The 21,117-nt window shown below is 72.2% G+C and carries 19 protein-coding genes; 15 read left to right on the top strand and 4 right to left on the bottom strand.

All coding sequences use genetic code 11. The features are described from left to right. Nucleotides 1-208: 208 nt before the first annotated feature. Complete coding sequence (locus ACFVTC_RS11775) at nt 209-1,399, bottom strand: Glu/Leu/Phe/Val dehydrogenase dimerization domain-containing protein (protein ID WP_390126418.1); 1,191 nt, start codon at nt 1,397-1,399, stop codon at nt 209-211. Between the two features lie 769 nt (nt 1,400-2,168). Between ACFVTC_RS11775 and ACFVTC_RS11770 the strand changes: the two genes are divergently transcribed. The 6 genes from ACFVTC_RS11770 to ACFVTC_RS11745 all read left to right on the top strand — a co-directional run bounded on the left by ACFVTC_RS11770 (nt 2,169) and on the right by ACFVTC_RS11745 (nt 7,952). Further along, nucleotides 2,169-3,446, top strand: a complete 1,278-nt coding sequence (locus ACFVTC_RS11770; RefSeq protein WP_390126417.1) for an MBL fold metallo-hydrolase — start codon at nt 2,169-2,171, stop codon at nt 3,444-3,446. Between the two features lie 354 nt (nt 3,447-3,800). Next, nucleotides 3,801-5,807 (top strand): ATP-binding protein, encoded by a 2,007-nt coding sequence (locus ACFVTC_RS11765; protein WP_390126416.1) that lies wholly within the window; start codon nt 3,801-3,803, stop codon nt 5,805-5,807. A gap of 71 nt (nt 5,808-5,878) precedes the next feature. Further along, on the top strand, nt 5,879-6,313 hold the full coding sequence (locus ACFVTC_RS11760) for a roadblock/LC7 domain-containing protein (protein ID WP_390126415.1): 435 nt from the start codon (nt 5,879-5,881) through the stop codon (nt 6,311-6,313). A 2-nt stretch (nt 6,314-6,315) separates the two neighbouring features. Next, nucleotides 6,316-6,687 carry a DUF742 domain-containing protein gene (locus ACFVTC_RS11755; protein WP_390126414.1) on the top strand — a complete coding sequence of 124 codons (372 nt, stop codon included), beginning with the start codon at nt 6,316-6,318 and terminating at the stop codon, nt 6,685-6,687. Then, nucleotides 6,665-7,264 (top strand): ATP/GTP-binding protein, encoded by a 600-nt coding sequence (locus tag ACFVTC_RS11750; protein ID WP_390126413.1) that lies wholly within the window; start codon nt 6,665-6,667, stop codon nt 7,262-7,264. The genes ACFVTC_RS11755 and ACFVTC_RS11750 overlap by 23 nt, the downstream gene beginning before the upstream one ends. 97 nt (nt 7,265-7,361) lie before the next feature. Then, entirely contained in the window at nt 7,362-7,952 is a 591-nt protein-coding gene (locus ACFVTC_RS11745; RefSeq protein ID WP_390126412.1) for a GAF domain-containing protein, read from the top strand. Nucleotides 7,953-8,029: 77 nt separating this feature from the next. Here ACFVTC_RS11745 and ACFVTC_RS11740 read toward each other — a convergent pair whose 3' ends face one another. Continuing rightward, nucleotides 8,030-10,102 (bottom strand): hypothetical protein, encoded by a 2,073-nt coding sequence (locus ACFVTC_RS11740; protein WP_390126411.1) that lies wholly within the window; start codon nt 10,100-10,102, stop codon nt 8,030-8,032. Nucleotides 10,103-10,748: 646 nt separating this feature from the next. Between ACFVTC_RS11740 and ACFVTC_RS11735 the strand changes: the two genes are divergently transcribed. Further along, a complete protein-coding gene (locus ACFVTC_RS11735; protein ID WP_390126410.1) occupies nt 10,749-11,120 on the top strand; it encodes a hypothetical protein in 372 nt (123 codons plus the stop codon). 302 nt (nt 11,121-11,422) lie between these two features. Here the strand turns inward: ACFVTC_RS11735 and ACFVTC_RS11730 are convergent, their stop codons facing one another. Further along, nucleotides 11,423-11,650: a hypothetical protein gene (locus ACFVTC_RS11730; RefSeq protein ID WP_390126409.1), complete on the bottom strand. Its 228-nt coding sequence runs from the start codon at nt 11,648-11,650 to the stop codon at nt 11,423-11,425. A gap of 684 nt (nt 11,651-12,334) precedes the next feature. Here ACFVTC_RS11730 and ACFVTC_RS11725 point away from each other — a divergent pair. The 8 genes from ACFVTC_RS11725 (at nt 12,335) to ACFVTC_RS11690 (ending at nt 20,025) form a co-directional block, all read left to right on the top strand. Further along, nucleotides 12,335-13,528: a Gfo/Idh/MocA family protein gene (locus ACFVTC_RS11725; protein WP_390126408.1), complete on the top strand. Its 1,194-nt coding sequence runs from the start codon at nt 12,335-12,337 to the stop codon at nt 13,526-13,528. Nucleotides 13,529-13,708: 180 nt separating this feature from the next. After that, nucleotides 13,709-14,737 (top strand): L-threonine 3-dehydrogenase, encoded by a 1,029-nt coding sequence (gene tdh, locus ACFVTC_RS11720; protein WP_390126407.1) that lies wholly within the window; start codon nt 13,709-13,711, stop codon nt 14,735-14,737. Nucleotides 14,738-14,747: 10 nt separating this feature from the next. Further along, complete coding sequence (locus ACFVTC_RS11715; protein WP_329291875.1) at nt 14,748-15,941, top strand: glycine C-acetyltransferase; 1,194 nt, start codon at nt 14,748-14,750, stop codon at nt 15,939-15,941. 31 nt (nt 15,942-15,972) lie between these two features. Next, the gene (locus ACFVTC_RS11710; protein WP_390126406.1) at nt 15,973-16,878 is read left to right on the top strand and encodes a LysR family transcriptional regulator; all 906 of its coding nucleotides are present in this window, start codon (nt 15,973-15,975) and stop codon (nt 16,876-16,878) included. Between the two features lie 57 nt (nt 16,879-16,935). Beyond that, nucleotides 16,936-17,517 (top strand): helix-turn-helix domain-containing protein, encoded by a 582-nt coding sequence (locus ACFVTC_RS11705; protein WP_390126405.1) that lies wholly within the window; start codon nt 16,936-16,938, stop codon nt 17,515-17,517. After that, on the top strand, nt 17,514-18,053 hold the full coding sequence (locus tag ACFVTC_RS11700; RefSeq protein ID WP_390126404.1) for a GNAT family N-acetyltransferase: 540 nt from the start codon (nt 17,514-17,516) through the stop codon (nt 18,051-18,053). The genes ACFVTC_RS11705 and ACFVTC_RS11700 overlap by 4 nt, the downstream gene beginning before the upstream one ends. Nucleotides 18,054-18,162: 109 nt before the next feature. Continuing rightward, nucleotides 18,163-18,525 carry an MmcQ/YjbR family DNA-binding protein gene (locus ACFVTC_RS11695; protein ID WP_390126403.1) on the top strand — a complete coding sequence of 121 codons (363 nt, stop codon included), beginning with the start codon at nt 18,163-18,165 and terminating at the stop codon, nt 18,523-18,525. Between the two features lie 231 nt (nt 18,526-18,756). Then, the gene (locus tag ACFVTC_RS11690; protein WP_390126402.1) at nt 18,757-20,025 is read left to right on the top strand and encodes an MFS transporter; all 1,269 of its coding nucleotides are present in this window, start codon (nt 18,757-18,759) and stop codon (nt 20,023-20,025) included. A gap of 169 nt (nt 20,026-20,194) precedes the next feature. Here ACFVTC_RS11690 and ACFVTC_RS11685 read toward each other — a convergent pair whose 3' ends face one another. Next, nucleotides 20,195-21,106 (bottom strand): transketolase family protein, encoded by a 912-nt coding sequence (locus tag ACFVTC_RS11685; RefSeq protein WP_390126401.1) that lies wholly within the window; start codon nt 21,104-21,106, stop codon nt 20,195-20,197. Between the last annotated feature and the right edge of the window lie 11 nt (nt 21,107-21,117).

The raw sequence follows: 21,117 nt of genomic DNA, 5'->3' as shown, positions 1-21,117 counted from the left end.
AACCCCCCCACGCGGCCGCCGGGATCAGGTGCGGGGGGCGGTGGGGGGGTTTGTGTCCCCCCGCCCGCGGCCCCGCGGCGTCGGGAGGCAGGCGGGACTTTCGCAACACGCCCCAGTGGCTTCGGCGGGAGCCCGGAGGGGAGTCCGGACCGGAAGTCCGGCGCGGGAGTTCAGCCCGGGAGCCCGGCCGGGGAGGCCCGGTTCCGGGTCAGCGGTACCACCCGAACCGTTCCGCGATCACCGGCAGCCGGTCGGCGACGATGGCGTGCGCGGCGGCCCGCGGCGTCGTCCCATCGGCCTCAGCGCGGGCCAGCATCCGGTCGATCAGACCGCGCATGGAGCGCCGGGTGTACGCGAACGCCTCGTCCGCGTCCGCGCCGATGTCACCGAAGAGGGTCCACCACCACCAGGCGTTCGTACCGGAGTTGACGACGACGTCCGGCAGTACGAGGACACCGCGCGCGGCGAGCAGGTCCTCCGCCTCGGGCAGGACGGGCATGTTGGCCGCCTCCACGATCCAACGGGCGGTGATCCGGGCCTGGTTCGTGGTGTCGATCGCGTACGAGACCGCCGCGGGCACCAGGACGTCAGCGCCGGCCGACAGCCAGGCGTCGGCCGGAAGTTCACGGTCGGCCGGGCGCAGCGTCGAGCGGTCCACCGTCCCGTAGGCGTCTCTAGCCGCGAGCAGCGTGTCGACGTCGAGTCCGTCCGGGTTCGCGATCGTGCCCTTGATGTCGGCGACGGCCACGACGGTGAGACCGGCGCGCGCCAGGAAGCGCGCCGTGGCTCCGCCCATGGTGCCCAGGCCCTGTACGGCGACGCGCGTTCCCGGGTACGGGGCCCCGGCGCGGTCCAGGGCCGCGAGTACCGACTCGGCGACACCGCAGCCGCCCACCAGTTCGTCGAGCCCGATCCCGTCCACCTCGACCGCGAAGGCGTCCGCGAGACGGCTCCGCGCGCTCTCCTCGTCGTCGAGCAGCGGGTACACGGCCTGGATGGACGAGACGAGACCCGCCTCCGTGACGGCCCGGTCGACCAGGTCCTGGGTGAGCCCGAGATCCTCGCCCGTGGTCCAGAAGCTCTCGATGTACGGGCGCATGGCCCGCAGATAGCGCACCAGGAGGCCGTACGCCGCCGGGTCCTGGGGGTCGCAGTCGATGCCGCCCTTGGCGCCGCCCAGCGGGATGTAGCGGCCCTCGGGGTTGTAGTGCAGGGCCTCCTTCATCGTCATGCCGCGGGCCAGCCCGGCGACCTCGTCCAGGGTGCAGCCCTCGCGCATCCGCAGCCCGCCGCTGGAGACACCCCGGACCAGGCGGTCGACCACGAGGAAACCCGGACGGCCGGTGACGTGGTCGGTCCAGGTGAGTGTGATCAGGGGCGCGGTCGAAGGCGCGGTCATGGGTACTCCTCGTGGACGGTGATCAGGGTGGGTCCGTGCGTGCGCGGCACCTCGGCGAGGGCGCGGGCCGGCCCGTGGACGGGCGCGTCGTCCGTGGGCGGTCGGCGGCGATCGCAGACCACTCCCGGCCGGCTCGGTACCCACGGCGACGATCGCGTCGCGACCCGCCGGCCGCTTCTGCACCGACTCAGTGTGCGGGCAGACCCCCGGCGGGAGGGGACGCCGCTCTGGAACGGTCCGCTCCGGTGAGTACGTCGGGCGTCCATCGTTCCTCCCGGAGCGCACGGACCGGCGGCGCGCACGGACCGGCGCGAACGTCTCCACCGGAACTTTTACTGAATAGTCGGTCAGTATCGGAACGTCGCCCGGCGGTGTCAATTCGCCGGACCGGCCAGTGGCAGGGAATCGGGGAGTGCGGGGGAGCGAGGGAAGGGGGGTGCCGGTGCGGGCGGCTCGCCGGTGCCGGCCGAGGCGGTCGTGTCCCCGGCGGCCGGTCCGCGGGCCGGTTCGTCCCCCGCGTCGGGCCGGGCGCGTCCGCGCGTCTCGAAATCCCGTGCCCCGGTACGGAAGAAGAGAGGGCGCCGCGGGGTTGCGGGATACGGGCCCTGGGCCCCTCCGGCGCGTTCGCCCGGCAGGGCGGGCGCCGGGACCCGGTCCTCGCGGTGTGCGTGCCGGGGACACCGCGCCGTGACCCCGCGAGGACGGAGTCCCGGCGCTGTCCGAGGGGCCGACCATAATGGGAGGCCTGACCGACTCCATTGGAGGTACCGTGACCGGTTTCCGTACGTTGAGCTCCGGGCTCCGCGCGCTGCAGCCCGCCGCCTTCGGCGCGGACCCGGGCGGGGAGCGCCTGGAGCGCATCCGCAGATCACCGAATTTCGCGGACGGGGTCTTCCAGAACCCGGTGAGCGCCCGGACCCGCCCCGACGGCTCCATGATCGAGTTCGCGAAGGTCTTCTTCCGCAAGGAGGAGCGCGTCCGCCGCGCCCCCGCGGGCACGGTGCCGGTGCACCCCACGACGCTCGCCGACCTCGCCCGGCCCGCGGCGAGCGGGCTGCGGCTCACCTGGATGGGGCACTCCAGCGTGCTCGCGGAGATCGACGGGCACCGTGTGCTGTTCGACCCGGTCTGGGGCGAGCGCTGTTCTCCCTTCAACTTCGTCGGACCCAAGCGGCTGCACCCGGTACCGCTGCCGCTGGCCGCGCTGGGCCCGGTCGACGTCGTCGTCATCTCGCACGACCACTACGACCATCTGGACCTGCCCACCATCAAGGCCCTCGCCGACACGGACACGGTGTTCGCGGTGCCGCTCGGCGTCGGCGCCCACCTGGAGCACTGGGGCGTCTCCCCGGACCGCCTGCGCGAGCTGGACTGGAACGAGTCCACGAAGGTCGGCGGCATCTCCCTCACCGCCACCCCCGCCCGGCACTTCTGCGGCCGGGGCCTGCGCAACACCCAGCACACGCTGTGGGCGTCCTGGGCGGTGGCGGGCGACGAGCACCGGATCTACCACAGTGGTGACACCGGCTATTTCGAGGGCTTCAAGGACATCGGCGCCGAGCACGGCCCGTTCGACGCCACGATGATCCAGATCGGCGCGTACAGCGAGTTCTGGCCCGAGATCCACATGACGCCCGAGGAGGGCATGCGAGCCCACCTGGACCTCCAGGGCGGCCGGCCCGGCGGTGTGATGATGCCGATCCACTGGGCCACGTTCAACCTGGCGACGCACCCGTGGGTGGAGCCCGGCGAGGGGACCATAGCGGCCGCGCACGCGGTCGGCGCGCGCATCGCGCTGCCGCACCCCGGGGAGCCCTTCGAGCCCACCGCCGAGACCGTTCCGTCCGAGCCCTGGTGGCGCGGGGTGGCCGTACCGCCCGAGGGCGGCTGGCCCGTGGGCTCGAGTGCCGGAGCCGATGCCCCGATCTCCGTCACGGCGGCTTCCGGTGCGCCGGCTCCCGGCGGGGCGGGATCCGACACGCCGGGTGACGCCGGCGGCGGTGCCGCGGAGGACACCGGAGAGCCGGAGACGGTGCCGGCCGGCTGAATTTCCTGACATTCCGATCTACGGCGAGGGCCGGGGCGCGTCGCGCTCCCCGGCCCTCGCCGTCTTTTCATGACCACTTCTGACCAGCACTGATCGGAACGTTGCCTCTGGGGAACGGGTGTCCGACGGTGATATCGGTCTGCCGTGCGAGTCCTCATACCAGAGCGGGACGCTGTCCGGGGGACTTTGTCAACTGCCCACCGCACCTGTCCCGTTGCCGACTACTGTCAGTTGCCGTCGGGCGACGCAGGGCCGTTTTTTCGGCTCTCTCGACCGGCACCGCGATGGCGCACGCCCGAGTCGCGCAGACCCGCGGGAGCCCGAGTGCCCCCGACGCCCAGTACGAGGACGCTGATGTCTCACCTTCGCGCACCGGCCGCCCACGCAGACCGCCGTGACGGCGGGCGGCACGGACGGCCGGTCGCCCGTGCCGTCCCCTCGCCACCCGAGACCCCCCTCCGGCCCCAGCTGCTGCGGATGGCGGTCCTGCCGCCCACCGCGGTGGCCCTCAGCGCGTGCGCGGCCGTCCTGTTCACCGTGCGCTCCACCGGCGCCCGCCCCGGCGCCGCTCTCTGGGCGGTCCTCGCCGGCGCCCTCGGGGTCGCCCTCGCGGGCATCCTCGTCGCCGCCGTGGCCGCCGACCGGGCCGCCCGCTCGGTCCGGGACCGCCTCGCCGCGATACGCCGCACCAGCGCCCGTACGGAGGCGGACCTGCGTGCCGTCGTCGAGGGCCTGCGCCGCGGCGAGACCCCGTCCCCCCGCGCGCCGAACCGCCGGCCCCTCCCGGACGCCGACGACTTCGAGCTGCTCGCCGCTGACCTCTCCCGGGCGCACGACGGCGCCGTCACCGCCGTCGTGCAGGCCGCACAGCTCTCCAGCCGGGCCGGCAGCGAACAGAAGGTCGAGGTCTTCGTCAACCTGGCGCGACGGCTTCAGTCCCTCGTGCACCGCGAGATCTCGATCCTCGACGAGCTGGAGAACGAGATCGAGGACCCGGACCTGCTCAAGGGCCTCTTCCACGTCGACCACCTCGCCACCCGCATCCGGCGGCACGCCGAGAACCTCGCCGTCCTCGGCGGCGCCGTCTCCCGACGCCAGTGGAGCAACCCCGTCTCCATGACCGAGGTGCTGCGGTCGGCGATCGCCGAGGTCGAGCAGTACTCGCGGGTCAAACTGGTGCCGCCGATCGACGGCACCCTGCGCGGACACGCCGTCGCCGACGTCATCCACCTGCTGGCCGAACTGGTCGAGAACGCCACGGTGTTCTCCGCCCCGCACACCCAAGTGCTGCTGCGCGTCAACCTCGTCACCTCCGGGCTCGCGGTCGAGGTGGAGGACCGGGGCCTGGGCATGCCGCCGGGCGAGCAGGACAAGATGAACGCGCTGCTCACCGACCCCGATCAGGTGAACGTCGCGAGCCTTCTCCAGGACGGCCGGATCGGTCTCTTCGTGGTGTCGCAACTGGCTCGGCGACACGGCATCGACGTCCGGCTCCAGAGCAACATCTACGGCGGTGTCCAAGCCGTACTCGTGGTGCCGCAGGAGCTGTTGGGCACGGAGCCGGGCGCCCCGGGGAACCAAGGGCGGTCCCGCGGGACGGCGGGCGGCGCGCTCCCGCCCGCGGGACCACCGGCCGGACAGACCGTCCCGCTTCCCCCCGCGGGCACGGCGGCGTCCCCCGTGCCGCGGCAGTCGCGCCGGGAGCAGGCGTCGCCCGCCGCGCCGCAGCAGGACGGTACGGGCGGGGGCGGCCCGGTGCCGCTCCCGGTGCGCGGGGCCCGCGCCGAGCGGCCCACACCGGCGGAGGCCGTGCCCGGCATCCGCCCCGACGACCGGCACATCCTGGCGGAGAACGCGGAGATGCCGCCCACCCCGCGCAACGGCGTGGTCCGCGGCACCATGGCGAGGCCCCGACTGCCCCGCCGGCGCGCCCAGGAGCACATCGCGCCCCAACTGCGCGACGGGCCCCTGCCCCGCCAGGACTCGGAGCACGTCGCCGGTCACGACCCCGGACTGATGGCGGCGTTCCAGCGCGGGATCGGACTGGCGGAGGCCCGGCAGACGGAGTTCCCCGCCGACCGGCCGCACCCGGACCCCGGGCACCTGGACGCGCTGCCACCGCTGCAGGTGATCCGCGTCGACCAGCCGTCGCCACGCTCGCCCCGCCCGGAAAGCCACCTCGACGTTCCGAACCTGGGCGCCGTCCGCACGACCGCCGATCCCCTGGGCGCGGCACACATGGTCGACCCCCACACCGGACATGCGCCCGCCCCGGCCGAAGCGCCGGGCACGCGGGACACCACCCCCACGCCCGGACACGACCTCACGGCCCGGCACGACGGGAGCGCACCGGCCGGATGACCAGCCTCCCGAGCACGCCCACCCCCACCTGCGCTCCCGCAGACCTTCGTACCCCAAGGAGTCGATCCACCATGGCGAGCGACGTGCCGACCGGCCATGCATCCGATCTCGACTGGCTGATGAGCGGCCTCGTGCAGCGCGTGCCGCACACCACCAGCGCGGTACTCCTGTCCTGCGACGGGCTCGTGAAGTCCGTGCACGGCCTCGACCCGGACAGCGCCGACCACATGGCGGCCCTGGCCTCCGGCCTGTACTCGCTCGGCCGCAGCGCGGGCGTCCGCTTCGGGGACGGCGGCGACGTGCGGCAGGTCGTCGTCGAACTCGACTCGACCCTGCTGTTCGTCTCGACCGCCGGCTCCGGCACCTGCCTCGCGGTGCTCGCCGGACGCGAGGCCGACGCGGCGGTGCTCGGCTACGAGATGGCGATGCTCGTCAAGAGCGTCCGCCCGTATCTGATGACCGCGCCCAGGCAGGCCGTCGTCGGCCCCACGGCGATGAGGCCTTGAGGGTGGCCGCGGCCGGCGACGGGCCCTGGCTCGACGACGCGGCCGGGCGGCTGGTGCGTCCCTACACCGTCAGCAACGGCCGGACCCGTCCGACCACCGCGCTCGACCTGTTGTCGCAGGTCATGGTCACCGGAGCCACGCCCCTCGGCTACCTCGGCCCCGAGCACACCCAGGCGCTCGAACTGTGCCGGGCACCCGTCTCGGTCGCGGAGATCGCCGCGCAGCTCAAGTTGCCGGCGGCGGTCACCAAGGTGCTGCTGTCCGACCTCGTCGACTGCGGGTCGCTGACCACCAAACCCCCCGAGTTCCACCACAACCCCACTGACCGGTCTCTTCTGGAGGCAGTGCTCGATGGACTACGACGACAGCTCTGACCCCTTCCCCACCGCGCTGAAGATCCTGGTGGCGGGAGGATTCGGGGTAGGCAAGACGACCCTCGTGGGCGCGGTGAGCGAGATCGCGCCGCTCAGCACGGAGGAACTGCTCACCACGGTCAGTGCCGCGACCGACAATCTCGACGGCGTCGAGAACAAGGTCGAGACCACGGTGGCGATGGACTTCGGCCGTATCACCCTCGACCCCGAACACGTGCTGTACCTCTTCGGCACACCCGGGCAGGAGCGGTTCTGGTTCATGTGGGACGAGCTGTCCGAGGGCGCGCTCGGCGCGGTGATCCTCGCCGACACCCGCCGCCTCGAGGACTGCTTCGCGGCCGTCGACTTCTTCGAGCAGCGTGGTCTCGGCTTCATCGTCGCCGTCAACGAGTTCGACGGTGCCTTCCGCTACGACCCGGCCGAGGTGCGGGCGGCCATCGACCTCGACCCCGCGATCCCCATCGTTCGCTGCGACGCCCGGATCTCCAGTTCGGGAGTGCAGACCCTGCTCACCCTGGTGCGCCATCTCCTCGCCCACGCCCCGGCGCACGCCCCTACCCATGGAGCCCACAGGTGACGCACTGACGACGCCCTCGGAAGGACCCCGCACATGACCCACGTTCCCGACCACGGAGCCCGCACATGACACCCGGCCCCCACCACGGAGTCCGTCCATGAGCTACGACCCACCGCGCCCGGCCGGCCGGCTGCTGCTGACCCCGGAGGACAAGGACGCCCCCGCCCGGGTCCGGCGGTTGCGCCGGCTCGGCCTGGGGGAGCACACCGAGCCCGTCTTCGACGCCTTCGCGGACCGGCTCGCCGACGTCGCCGCGGTGCCGTACTCGATGGTCAACTTCATCGACGAGGACCGGCAGTTCTTCGCGGGCCTGCACACCCCGGACGGCAACCTCTCGGCCACCCGGCCGGTCCCGGCCCCCACGGACGGCACCCACCATGGTGTCGGCCGCTATATGACTCGCGACTACGGGTTCTGCCCCTATGTCGTGGTCCGCCGCAGGGCGCTGGTACTGGAGGACGTCTGCGACTACCCGCGCTTCGCCGGCAACCCGGTCGTCGACGAGATCGGGGTCCGCTCCTACCTCGGCGCCCCGCTCATCGACCGTACGGGCATCGCCCTCGGCACCGTCTGCGTCGTCGACCTCGAACCGCGCCCGTGGGGCAGAGCGGGACTGGAGACCATCAAGACGATGGCCGCGGAACTGGTCGAGCAGCTCGGACAGCGGGAGGGTGGCGCCGGGTTCTGAGGCCATCCGGCGCCAACGGCTCCTGCGCGGCCTTTCGCACCTGGTGGGGGCGGCGGGGGCCGGTTGTGGTGGTGGGGTCAGTTGGGCGGGTGGATGAGTGCGCCGGAGTCGACGTCGTCGACGTATCGGGCCGCGAGGTCGGCGTAGTACGCGTCGGACGGTTCGCCGTCCGAGAGGTCGGCGGCCTTGACCGTCGAGGATGTGGCGGTGCCGTCGGTGGAGACCGCTGCGGCCAAGTCGATGAGCTGCCCGGGGTAGTTGTCGAGCAGGTAGGTGTTGACCTGCTCGCGGGCGGCCTCCTGGGCCGCGGTGCCGGGGTGGGCGTCGGTGAACGGCGCGATGGTGGCGAGATAGACGGTGATGTCGGAGTTTTGGGTGATCGGCTGCTGGTCGACGTAGATCTGGCTGTCGTCGGTGGAGTACGAGATCAACTGGCTGTCGAGGGAGGCCAGTCCGCTCTCCACCTCGGTGGCGCAGGTGTAGGCGCTGCTGGTGCAGTTCAACAGATCGGCGGCGCCGTCGGAGACCAGGACGGTGCGCACGTTGCCCTGGGCCAACACGCCGCGGTCCTGGGGGTTGAGCGCGTTGACCGGATCGGTGCTGTTGGTGATCCGCGGCAGCGGGGCGTTGCCGTCGGTGCCCGCGTCGAGCACGCCGTAGTCCACGGAGGCGTCCCCGCGGGGATCGTCGGCCAGGGCGTCGGTGATCGCATCGCTCAGGTGATGCCGGCCGTCGTCGCTCGCGGTGTCCCCGTTGACGGTCTGGTCCCCGTAGAGGACCAGCGAGCCGGTGGGGTTCGAGGTGGAGGTGGTGACGTCGAGGCCGGAGAGGTACGGCAGACCGGTGTACGTGGTCTGCGTGTAGTGGGCGGCGACCGTGTCACTGGTGCGGTCGGCGTGGTCACTGACCCAGACGGGGGTCCGGGCCACGGAGCGGCCGGGCAGGGCGGACACCTGGCCGCGCACCTGCAGGCTGACCAGCAAGGTCGCTCGAGGTCGGACGGTCAGCGTGACCGGGTCGCTGGTGGCGTCGCCGCCGGCGGGAATGGTGACGGAGGGCGAACCGCCGAAGGTCAGCGTTGCCGGTGGCGCGGCCGCGGTGGCGCCGGCCGCGGTGGTGTCCTGCGGGGCGACGGAGGCCGCGTGGAAGGTCACCGGGGTGGCACCCATCGCGTTGGACAGGTGGATGCGCGCGCCGTTTCCGCTGTCGGTGCCGATGCTGACGTGGACCGGTATGCGCAGGGTCTGGCCGTTGACGGTCGCTGTGCTGCCGTCGGACCACCGCACCTTGTCGGTGTCCTGGACCGAGGCCCAGGTGCCGACCCAGTGCTGCGCGCCGGATCCGCTGCCGGTGACGGTCGTCGGCCGTATGCCCAGCCCGAGGATGTGCAGGGCGGGTCGGCCCGCCTGGACACCGTTGTTGAACCGGGGAAGGGAGATGCTGCTGACGACCGAGCCGGGGCAGGCCAGCGGGACGCTGATGGCGTAGACCTTCGGGCCGGAACTCGGGCTGGTCTGGGTGTTGTTGCTGTGATTCTCGTGGGCCAGGGTGATCGAGGCCGCGGAGGACGGGCCGGAGAGCCAGTCCGGCACGGTGTCCAGGCGATAGTCCTGGTCGGTGGGGCCGCCGTCGGGGTTCAGGCAGTTGTTGTCGGCGTAGGTGATGGTGCCGGTGGCGTCCTTGGCCGCGGCGCCGGTGGCGAACGCGAGGAAGACCACGGCGTCGCCGGTGTCGACCACGCCGTTGCCCGGCACGGTGACGGTCTGCCCGGAGGCCAGCATGTTGTCGTAGGTGCCGGTGCCGAACTTCGGCAGCGTGATGGTGGCGCCGTCGACGGTGACCGTTCTGCCGCTGCGCCAGCCCGCTGTCCTCGTCAGGTCGACCGCGTTGAGGCTGTCGCCGGAGCCGTCGGCGTCGGCAGGGCTGGTCGTGGTGGTGAAGGTGCTGGTGGCGGTGTTGTTCAGGCAGCCGCTGGTGTCGTTGATCGCGCAGGTCGGTTGGGCCGCGGACGGGGAGCGAGTGCTGTGCGATGCGGTACTGGGTGGCCGAGCCGGGATGTCGGACGCCGCGTGGGCCGGCGCCGTGGTCGTCAGTGACCCGGCAGTCAGAGCCGCGGCCACGGCGATGACGGCGACGACGGGCCTTGACACGGGACGTCTGGAGGCAGACACGAGTAAACGGAAGACGGACATGGACGTGTGGATCCTTCCCCTGGCACGGGCGGTCCCCCGGCGGGTCCGCGCCGCTGTGCATTCTGGAGGTCGGTATGTGCGCGGTCCATCACTAATCGACCGTCAAGCTCCTGCCCGCAGCCCGTTTTTGGCTCATGTGGCTGGAGATGCGCCCCGTGGTGAGTGATTCCTTTGTTCTCCTGGGGAAGATTCTTTACGCTCCGTTTCTGCTTCGGGGCCGGATCCACGCGGCCAGGTCGCGGGCCGTGCACCCGAAGATCGAAGGAGTGCGGTCGAAGGCGAACCGGCTGGGGGTGAGGGGCCGGCTGGTCAAGGACATGCGCAAGGGCCGGCCTGGGAGGAGACCCGCTCCTGAGCCGGTCTCTTTCTGCGCCCCGCGGGATTGGAGCCTGCGCACGGCTCCAGAGGGCCTTCATGCCGGGGTAACGCAGCAGATCAGGGCCCTGCACGGGCTCGTTCGGGCGGGGCCAGGGGCTGTCCCGTGACTGCTGGTCACGGAGCTCGCCGAGGCGCGGAAACTGCGTAGATGCCGAGTTAGCGGTGCCGGTATCGTCCGGTCTCCCGACCCGTCGTACCGGCGGCCTACGTTCAGAGAGCGACGCAGATGACCAGCCGGCAAGCAACGACGACCCTGTGGCGCCCCACCGGCCCCAGGGAGCTGGATCTGGTCCGGGAGCTGAACTGGCGTGCCTGGCCGCCGCGGCTGCCCGAGCAGCCGATCTTCTACCCGGTCCTCAACGAGGACTACGCGGTCAGGATCGCGCGGGACTGGAACGTGAAGCACGATGGCGCAGGGTTCGTCACTCGCTTCGAGGTCGAGTCGGAGTTCTTGAGCCGGTATCCCGTCCAGCAGGCCGGCGGGCAGACGATCCTCGAGCTCTGGGTTCCGGCCGAGGAGCTGGACGACTTCAACGCCCACCTGGTCGGCGAGATCCAGGTGGTCCACGAGTTCCGCCGAGGCGGGGAGGGATGCTGACGGGGCACGCCGGCCCGGTGTGCCGATCACTGAGGTTGCCCGGCGGGTCGGCAACTCTCCCGAGGTGATCCACCGGCGCTGTCACGGCCGCGTCGACGGCCACGAGGAAGCCGCCGACGCGAAGATCACCAGGGCATTGGAAGAGGACGGAGACGCTGCGTGGCGCTCCGCGTCATCGCGCCGCGAGGGCGGTCCGGGAGATTCGGACCGCCCGTATGGGTCGACACGTACCTGCGGCTCTCCCGGCTACGGCTCGCCCGGGAGCGCCCCGCAGCGCGTGGCTGCGGGGCGCCTGGTGGGGTTCAGTCGACATCCTGCCCGTTGAACTTGCCGCCCTTGCAGGTCGGGAGATTGGCCGCGGACGTGTGCGACCGATCGACCGTTCCGCCGCCCTGCTCGCACTCACCCGGGGTGAGGCTGGCGGGGGTGGCGGTGGGGGTTGTGGCGGTGGTGGCGGCGGCGCCTGTGATGCCGAGTCCGGAGAGGGCTGCCGTCGCGATGACGGCGGCGAGGATTCGTCGAATGCGCATTTGGTTCGCCTTTCACGGAATACCTCGGTTGGGACACCACTCAGCTTGATGTTCATCCATGTGGGTGACACATCTTGTTAGGCCGTTCGGGTGACATTGCTGTCGGGTGCGGAGTCGGTGACGTGACCCGCCGGACAGGTCCTAGCGCCAGAGGTGCAGCGAGTGACCGAAAGCCCTGTCGGCCCGCGCCATCGGCTCAGGCATCGCCTGAGGGCTGTCCCGTAATCCCCGGCGGGCCCACGACGACAGCTACGGCACCTCGCCGCGTTGTCGGATCGCCCGAATACGCCCAGTACGAGGACGACCCTCCGCCTACCGATGCACCGCATCTGACGCCGCGCGCTGATCCACCGGGGATCACGGGACAGCCCTTGGCGCCGCCCGGTACGCCTCGTGCCGAACCCGGGCGTCTTCGAACATCTCGACGGCGGCTGGGATGGCGCCGTGCTCTTCGAGGTAGGCGTGCTGCCCGACCACCCCTTCCCTGAGGGCCGGTCGGGATTGTTGGCGACATCGCCGATGCCGCTATTTCGGTCGGTTCAGGTCATTGAGAAAACCTCATCAACCACGCCATGACGTCCTCTCGGAGACGCATGTCCGAGCTGTGCGCCGGGAGGGGGTTGACCCTTCCTCCGCGGAGGAACGCTGTGCCCGAGCCACCCGACACGGCCCGGAAGGCACCCCATGACCGATCTGCGTCTCGGCGTTCTCGGCTTCGGCCTGCGCGGTCCCCTCGCGCTCACCGCCCACCGCCCCGGCCGGGGCTCACGCGTGAGCGTCCTCGCCGAACACGACCCGCTGCTGCGGGAGGCCGCCGCCGCGCGCATCCCCGGCGTCCGGACCGTCGACGACCACCGCGAGGTCGTCCACGACCCCGACATCGACGCGGTGCTCGTCCTCACCCCGGACCACACGCACGCCGACCTCGCCCGTGAGGCGCTGCGCGCGGGCAAGCCCGTCTTCGTGGAGAAGCCCCTGGACATCACCATCGAGCGCTGCGACGCCGTGCTGCGCACCGCCTTCGAGACGGGCACCCGTCTCTACGTCGGCCACAACATGCGGCACATGCCGGTGATCCGGCTGATGCGCGACCTCGTCCGGGGCGGCGCCGTGGGGACCGTCAAAACCGTGTGGGTGAGGCACTTCGTCGGCTTCGGCGGGGACTGGTACTTCAAGGACTGGCACGCCGAACGCCGCTTCACCACCGGCCTTTTGCTGCAGAAGGGCGCCCACGACATCGACGTACTGCACTGGTTGGCCGGCGGCTACACGCGGCAGGTGCAGGCGCTCGGAGACCTCATGGTGTACGGCGGCAACCCGCATCGACGGGAGCCGGGGGAGCCCCGGTCGCAGGACTGGTACACCGAGGACGGTCACTGGCCCCCGCACACCCAGCGGGCACTCAATCCTGTCATCGACGTCGAGGACGTCTCGCTGGTCAACCTGCGCCTGGACAACGGGGTGCTGGCGGCCTACCAGCAGTGTCACTTCACCCCCGACTACTGGCGCAACTACACCGTGATCGGTGACGCGGGCCGGCTGGAGAACTTCGGGGACGGGCCCGGTGCCGTGGTGAAGGTCTGGAACAGCCGCCGCTCGGGGCACCGGGAGCGGGCCGACGCCGAGTACCCGGTGCCGGAGCCCCGCGAGGGCGCCGGGCACGGCGGCGCCGACCCGCTGCTGATCGACGAGTTCCTCCGGTTCGTGCGGGAAGGAGGGCGCACCGACACCTCCCCGGTCGCCGCGCGCATGGCGGTGGCCGCCGGATTCCGTGCCACGGAGTCGCTGCGGGACGGCGGCACCGCGCGCGAGGTGCCCGCGCTCGACCCCGAGTTGGTCGCCTACTTCGAACGGGGGCAAGTGCCCGGAGAGGGGTAGGGGCCGGTGCCGGGACCCGGGAATCCGACGTGTGAAGGAAAGCTGCGGCCGCGTTTAAGAAAACCTCGATGGACCAGGACTACGGTCGTACGGCAGATTCCTCAGGGAATACACCCCTCTCCCCGGTACGGGCCCCTTCGGCGTGCCCTGCCCCGGGGCCTCACCCACAGGAGCCGTTGCGTGAAGGCGCTGGTCAAGGAGAAGGCGGAGCCCGGGCTCTGGCTCGTGGACGTCCCGGAGCCGGAGATCGGCCCCGGCGACGTGCTGATCAAGGTCCTGAGGACCGGGATCTGCGGAACCGACCTGCACATCCGCAACTGGGACGGCTGGGCGCAGCAGGCCATCACCACACCGCTGGTTCTCGGCCACGAGTTCGTCGGCGAGGTCGTCGCGACCGGCCGTGACGTCGACGACATCAAGGCCGGCGACCGCGTCAGCGGCGAAGGCCACCTGGTCTGCGGCAAGTGCCGCAACTGTCTGGCCGGACGCCGCCACCTCTGCCGTGCCACCGTCGGCCTCGGAGTCGGCCGGGACGGCGCGTTCGCCGAGTACGTCGCCCTGCCGGCCACCAACGTGTGGGTGCACCGGGTCCCCGTCGACCTGGACGTCGCCGCGATCTTCGACCCGTTCGGCAACGCCGTGCACACGGCGCTTTCCTTCCCGCTGGTCGGTGAGGACGTACTGATCACCGGTGCCGGACCGATCGGCCTGATGGCCGCCGCGGTGGCCCGGCACGCTGGCGCCCGCAACGTCGTCGTCACCGACGTCAGCGAGGAGCGCCTCGAACTCGCGCGCAAGATCGGCGTGAGCCTCGCCCTGAACGTCTCCTCCGCGACGATCGCCGACGGCCAGCGCGAGCTGGGGCTGCGCGAGGGCTTCGACATCGGCCTGGAGATGTCCGGCCGCCCCGAGGCGATGCGCGACATGATCGCCAACATGACCCACGGCGGCCGGATCGCGATGCTGGGCCTGCCCGCCCAGGAGTTCCCCGTCGACTGGTCCCGGATCGTCACCTCCATGATCACGATCAAGGGCATCTACGGCCGGGAGATGTTCGAGACCTGGTACGCGATGTCGGTGCTCCTCGAAGGCGGCCTCGACCTCGCTCCGGTGATCACCGGGCGATACGGCTTCCGCGACCACGAGGCCGCGTTCGCCGAAGCGGCCGGCGGCCGCGGCGGCAAGGTCATTCTGGACTGGACCCTCTAAGGAACTGATGATGTTCGATTCCGTACGCGACGATCTGCGCACCACCCTCGACGAGATCCGCGCCGCCGGGCTCCACAAGCCCGAGCGTGTCATCGGCACCCCGCAGTCCGCGACCGTGAGCGTCACCTCGGGCGGCCGTCCCGGCGAGGTCCTCAACTTCTGCGCGAACAACTACCTCGGCCTCGCCGACCACCCCGAGGTCGTCGCGGCCGCCCACGAGGCCCTCGACCGCTGGGGCTACGGCATGGCGTCCGTGCGCTTCATCTGCGGTACGCAGGAGGTGCACAAGGAGCTGGAGGCGCGGCTGTCCGCGTTCCTCGGCCAGGAGGACACGATCCTCTACTCCTCCTGCTTCGACGCCAACGGAGGCGTCTTCGAGACCCTGCTCGGCGCCGAGGACGCGGTGATCTCCGACGCCCTCAACCACGCCTCGATCATCGACGGCATCCGCCTCTCCAAGGCGCGCCGCTTCCGGTACGCCAACCGTGACATGGCCGACCTGGAGGCCCAGCTCAAGGAGGCGTCGGACGCCCGGCGCCGGCTGATCGTCACGGACGGCGTCTTCTCGATGGACGGCTATGTCGCCCCCCTCCAGGAGATCTGCGACCTCGCCGACCGCTACGACGCGATGGTCATGGTCGACGACTCGCACGCCGTCGGCTTCGTCGGCCCCGGCGGACGGGGCACCCCCGAGCTGCACGGCGTCATGGACCGTGTCGACATCATCACCGGCACCCTCGGCAAGGCGCTCGGCGGCGCGTCCGGCGGCTACGTCGCGGCCCGCGCCGAGATCGTCGCCCTGCTGCGCCAGCGCTCGCGTCCCTACCTCTTCTCCAACACGCTCGCCCCCGTGATCGCGGCGGCGTCCCTGAAGGTTCTCGACCTCCTGGAGTCGGCGGGCGACCTGCGCGAGAGGCTCGCCGCGAACACCGCGCTGTTCCGCTCACGGATGACGGCCGAGGGCTTCGACATCCTCCCGGGCGACCACGCGATCGCCCCGGTCATGATCGGTGACGCGTCCGTCGCCGGGCGCATGGCGGAACTGCTCCTGGAGCGCGGCGTGTACGTGATCGGCTTCTCGTACCCGGTCGTCCCGCAGGGCGCGGCCCGTATCCGGGTGCAGCTGTCCGCGGCGCACTCGACGGACGACGTGAACCGCGCGGTGGACGCGTTCGTGGCGGCGCGGGCGGAGCTCGAAGGCTGAAAGACGCGTGTGACCTGAGAGAATCGGTCACATGATCGAAGCGCGGCGGCTCCACATCCTTCGTGCGGTGGCCGACCACCGCACGGTGACGGCGGCTGCCGCCGCGCTCTATCTCACGCCTTCGGCGGTCTCCCAGCAGCTGACCGCCCTGGAGCAGGAGACCGGGCACCGGCTCGTCGAGCGGGGTGCCAAGGGCGTACGGCTGACTCCCGCCGGTGAGATCCTGCTCGGCCACACGCACGCCGTGCTGGCCCAGCTGGAGCGGGCCGAGGCCGAGCTGGCCGCCTACAGCGCGGGTTCCGCCGGCACGGTCACCGTCGCCGCCTTCGCGACCGGCATCGGCCTCGTGGTGGCTCCCGCGCTCGCCCGCCTCGCCGTCACCGCACCCGGTATCCACGTCCGTGTGCAGGACGCCGAGGGGGACGCCAGCCTGCCGATGGTGCTCGACCGGCAGGTCGACATCGCGGTCGCCGTCGAGTACCGGGGAGCCCCGGCCGCGGACGACCCGAGACTCACCCACGTACCCCTGTACGCCGAGCCGTTCGACGCGGTGGTCCCGGTCACCCACCGGCTGGCCGACGCCGACGAGGTACCGCTCGCCGAACTCGCCAAGGACCCCTGGATCGGTCAGTACCCCGGCAATCCCTGCCACGACGTGGTGGTCCTGGCCTGCGAGAACGCGGGATTCGAGCCGCGTCTCGAACACTCCTCGGACGACTTCCGCGCCGTCGTGGCCCTCGCCTCCGCCGACGCGGGCGTCGCCTTGGTACCGCGCTCGGCCCTGATCGGCATGGACCTCACGGGCGTGGTCGTGCGCCCCGTCGACGGTGTCGCGCCCACCCGCCGGGTCTTCGCCGCCGTACGGCGTGGCGCGGAGGGGCATCCGCTGATCCGTCCGGTGCTGGACGCGTTGGCGCGGGCCGCGACCGTGGAGTGAGGTGTCCGACTCCCGGTCCCATTCACTGCCTCTCATATTCGGGATAGCATCCCGAATATGGGAATCGATGCGCAGGACGCCGTCGACGTCCGCCTGGGGGCCCGGCTCGCCGAGCTGCGGGCCGAACGGGGCTGGTCGCTGGCGGAGCTGGCGGAGCTGGCGGACCACAGCGGGGTCAGCCGGTCCACCCTGTCGCGGGCCGAGCGCGCCGAGATCAGTCCCACGGCCTCGCTCCTGAACCGCCTGTGCGCCGTGTACGGGTGCACCATGTCGCAGCTGCTCAGCGAGGTCGAGGCGGAACCCGCCGGGCTGGTGCGGGCGGCCGACCAGACGGTCTGGAGGGACGGCGCCTCCGGCTTCGTACGACGGTCGGTGTCCCCGCCCCACCCGGGGCTGCGCGGAGAACTCGTCGAGGGACGGCTCGCGGCCGGCGCCGACATCGCGTACGACCGGCCTCCCGTGCCCGGTCTGGAGCAGCACATCTGGGTGCTCGACGGGGCGCTGGAGGTGACGGCGCGGGAGGTCGAGCACCGTCTCGGCACCGGTGACTGCCTCCGACTGCGGGTGTGGGGCCCGACCCGCTTCCGCTGCCCCGGCCCGCACGACGTGCGGTACGTGCTGGTGGTGGTGAGGCCGTGACCGCCGTCTCCCGGCTGAGCGCGGCCGAAGTCCTCGCCCAGACCGACGAGTTGGCCTGCCTGCTGATCGGCACCGTGGAGGGCGGTGCCTCGGTCGGCTTCCTCGCGCCGCTCGACCACGCCTCGGCCGTGGCCTGGTGGGAGGGGCGCGCGGCCGAGGTGGCGGCCGGCCACGTCGCGGTGTGGGTGGCGCACGGCGCGGACCGGATGCTCGGTACGGTCGGCCTGGCCTTCCCCGACAAGCCGAACAGCCGCCACCGCGCCGAGCTCGTGAAGCTGATGGTGCACCCGGACGGCCGGGGGCGGGGGCTCGGCCGCACGCTGCTGACCACCGCCGAGCGGGCGGCCGCCGCGGCCGGGGTCACCCTCCTGCACCTCGACACGGAGACCGACAGTCCGGCCGAGACCCTCTATCTGTCCGCGGGCTGGACCCGCCTCGGAGCGATACCCGACTACGCGACGACTCCTTCGGGCGTGCTCCGCCCGACGACGGTCTTCTACAAGCGGGTGGGAACCGTCACCGCGGCGGCGACGTGAGGTGACGCGCCCGCCCGTCTTCGTCCCGGTGGGCCGGCGGCTCCCGGCCGTCCCGCTGATCGCGCAGGTCAGCGGTGGTGTGTCGGTGTCATTGGCTACCGTGCGTCCCATGTCGCCGAACGCCGAAGACGTACGCCGGATCGCCCTGTCCCTGCCGGACACGACGGAGAAGACCGCCTGGAGCATGCCCACCTTCCGGGTCGCCGGGAAGATGTTCGCCACCCTGCCCGAGGAGGAGACCTCCATCGCCGTGCGCTGCCCCAAGGAGGAGCGGGACGAACTCGTCCTGGCGGAGCCGCGGAAGTTCTGGATCGCTGATCACGAGGCGGGCTTCGCCTGGGTCAGGGTCCGGCTCGCGGCCCTGGAGGACGACGGCGAACTCCGTGACATCCTCGCCGACTCCTGGCGACAGGCCGCCCCGCCCCGACTGCTCGACTCCCACCCGGTGTTGGGGCTCCCCGCGGACCAGTGAAAATCGCTCCGTCACCGGGTTCGCCCCGTGACATGATCCGGGTGCCGGAGCGGAGGCAGGGACGTCCGGTGCACGGGGGGAGCCGCGGGGCGACCGCGGGTGAGGGGCACGGGCGGGATGTACGGGACGTCACCGAGTGGTGAGCCGACGCGGTCCGGATCGCCGGCCGACGAGGACGCGGGGGATCCGACGCGGGGCGGCGGCGGGGGGCCACGCCGCGGACCCGCCGGCGTGACCGGTCCCGCGCCGGTCTGGTCGCGGGACTTCGCGCTGTTCTTCGTCGCGCGGGCCCTCGCCCGGCTCGGCGACACGATGCTCCCGGTGGCACTCGCCGCCGGACTGCTCCAGCACGGCTACGGGGCGGGAGCCATCGGCCTCGCGATGGCCGCGTCAGCCGCCCCGTTCGCGGGACTGGTGATCTTCGGCGGGGTCATCGCCGACCGGTTCAGCACGCGCAAGCTGATGATCGGGGCCGACCTCGTACGACTGGTCACCCAGGCCCTCGCCGCGGGGCTCTTCTTCGCCGGTCACGTACTCCTCTGGCAGATCTGCGTGATCGGCGCGGTCAACGGCGCCGCCGGAGCCGTCTTCCAGCCGGGCGTCGCCAGTACGGTGCCGCGCCTGGCGGCCGACGTACAGGGGGCGAACGGCGCGATCCGGATCGCCGAGTCCGCCGCGCAGCTCGCGGGCCCCGCCCTCGCGGGACTGCTGGTCGCGTTCTCCTCGGCGGGCGGGGTCTTCGCGGCGCACGCGGCGACGTACGCGCTGAGCGCCCTGTGCCTGCTCCTGCTCCGACTCCCCCCGGCCGCGCCCGGAAGCCGACCGCACGGCGGCAGCTTCCGGGGCGATCTCGTGGTCGGATGGCGGGAGTTCAGAGCGAGGACCTGGCTGTGGGGGGTCATCGTCATCTGGTGCGTGTACATGCTCTTCATCTCGGGTCCCACCGTCCCCCTGGTGGCCACGGAGGTGGTCCGGCGGTACGGCGCGGGCGCCTACGGCCTGGTCAACTCCGCGCTCGGCGCCGGCACCGTCGTCGGTGGCCTGCTGGCCCTGCGGCTGCGCCCCCGCCACATGCTGCGGGCCGGCTCGATCGCCCTGTTCGCCTTCGCCTGCTTCCCCGCCGCCGTCGGCGCGGGCCTCGGAGTCCCGGCCATGTCGGCCGGAGCGGTGGCCGCGGGCGCGGGCATGTCGTTCTGGGGTGTCATGTGGGCGACCAGCGTGCAGACCCAGGTCGCTCCCGACGTCCTCAACCGCATCCACGCCTACGACGTCGCGGGTTCCCTGGCGATGATGCCCTTCGGGCAGGCGCTGGCGGGACCGGCCGCGACGGTCCTCGGCGCCGACACCGTCCTCCTCGTGGCCGGTGCGATGACCCTCTTCGTCTGCACGTCCCTGCTCCTGGTGCCGGCCATCCGCAACCTGCCGCGCGTCGACCCGCCGGCGCCCCTCGCACGTACGGCCCCGGCCGTACGCCGACCGGCGCGGCGCGACCCGCGCTGAGTCGGCCCGAGCCGCCCCGGTCTCCGTTACCACCGGGGTGCAGGTGACGCCCATGACGCACAACTCGGTGCGGCCGGGCCGACGTCCACGGTTGTCCCGGAGCGCCCCGCGCCGCCGGTCGCACTCGTCCCGCGCCGCCGCGACACCTGCCCTTGTGCGCGGCGGGCGGTCACGCGTCCCCCGGGGCGCTCAGGAAACCGCCGATCCGCTCCCGCAGGGACCCCGCGTCCAGCCCGTGCGCGACCAGGTGCTCGTCGACGGTTCCGTACTTGCGCAGCTCGCGGCGGCCGACGCCGAGGCCGAGCACGTGGTGGGGTACGCCGGCGAGCGCGTCGCCCGCGGCGACCGAGGACGTGCCCGCCAGACAGGGCTCGACGAGCACGACGTCGGTGCCTGCCGCGGCCGTGGCACGCCGCAGCGCCGCCCCGTCGAACGGCCGGACGGTGGTGGCGTACAGCACGGTGGCATCGAGCCCCTCCGTCGCCGCGAGCACCGCGTCGAGCATCGGCCCGACGGCGACGACCACGCCGCCGCGCCCCTCGCGGACCGTGTGCATCCGTACCCCGTCGACCGGGCGGGCCCGCGCGTTGGACTGTGTCGACAGCCGTACGTACACCTTGTCGTCCCCGGCGGCGACCGCGTGCCGCAGCAGGGTCTCGGCCTCGTCGGGGTGCCCCGGGACGTGCACGGTCCAGCCGTCCAGGGTGTCGAGCAGCGCCACGTCGCCCGGTGCCATGTGGGTGAAGCCGCCGGCGGGCCAGTCGAAGGACGCGGCGGCACTCACCAGTACCGCACCCACGTCCTGATGACCGAGGTCGAGCTTCACCTGCTCGAAGGGACGCTCGACGAGGAAACTGGCGAAGGTGTGCAGGACGGGCCGCAGCCCGGTGAGCGCCAGGCCCGCGCCCGCTCCGACGAGGAGCTGTTCGCGGATCCCGACGTTGATCACCCGCTCCGGATGCCTGATCCGGGCCGGGGCGAAGCCGTCCGTGCCGATCTCGGCCAGGACGACCGCGACCCGGGGGTCCTCGTCGAGCAGCCGGGAGACGACGGGGGCGAAGCGGTCACGCATGGTGTCCATGGGGGTGTCCT

The organism is Streptomyces sp. NPDC057950, assembly GCF_042887295.1.
GTDB lineage: Bacteria > Actinomycetota > Actinomycetes > Streptomycetales > Streptomycetaceae > Streptomyces > Streptomyces kaempferi.
Note: the sequence above shows the minus strand (reverse complement) of the source record. Positions and strands in the feature narration are given on the sequence as shown.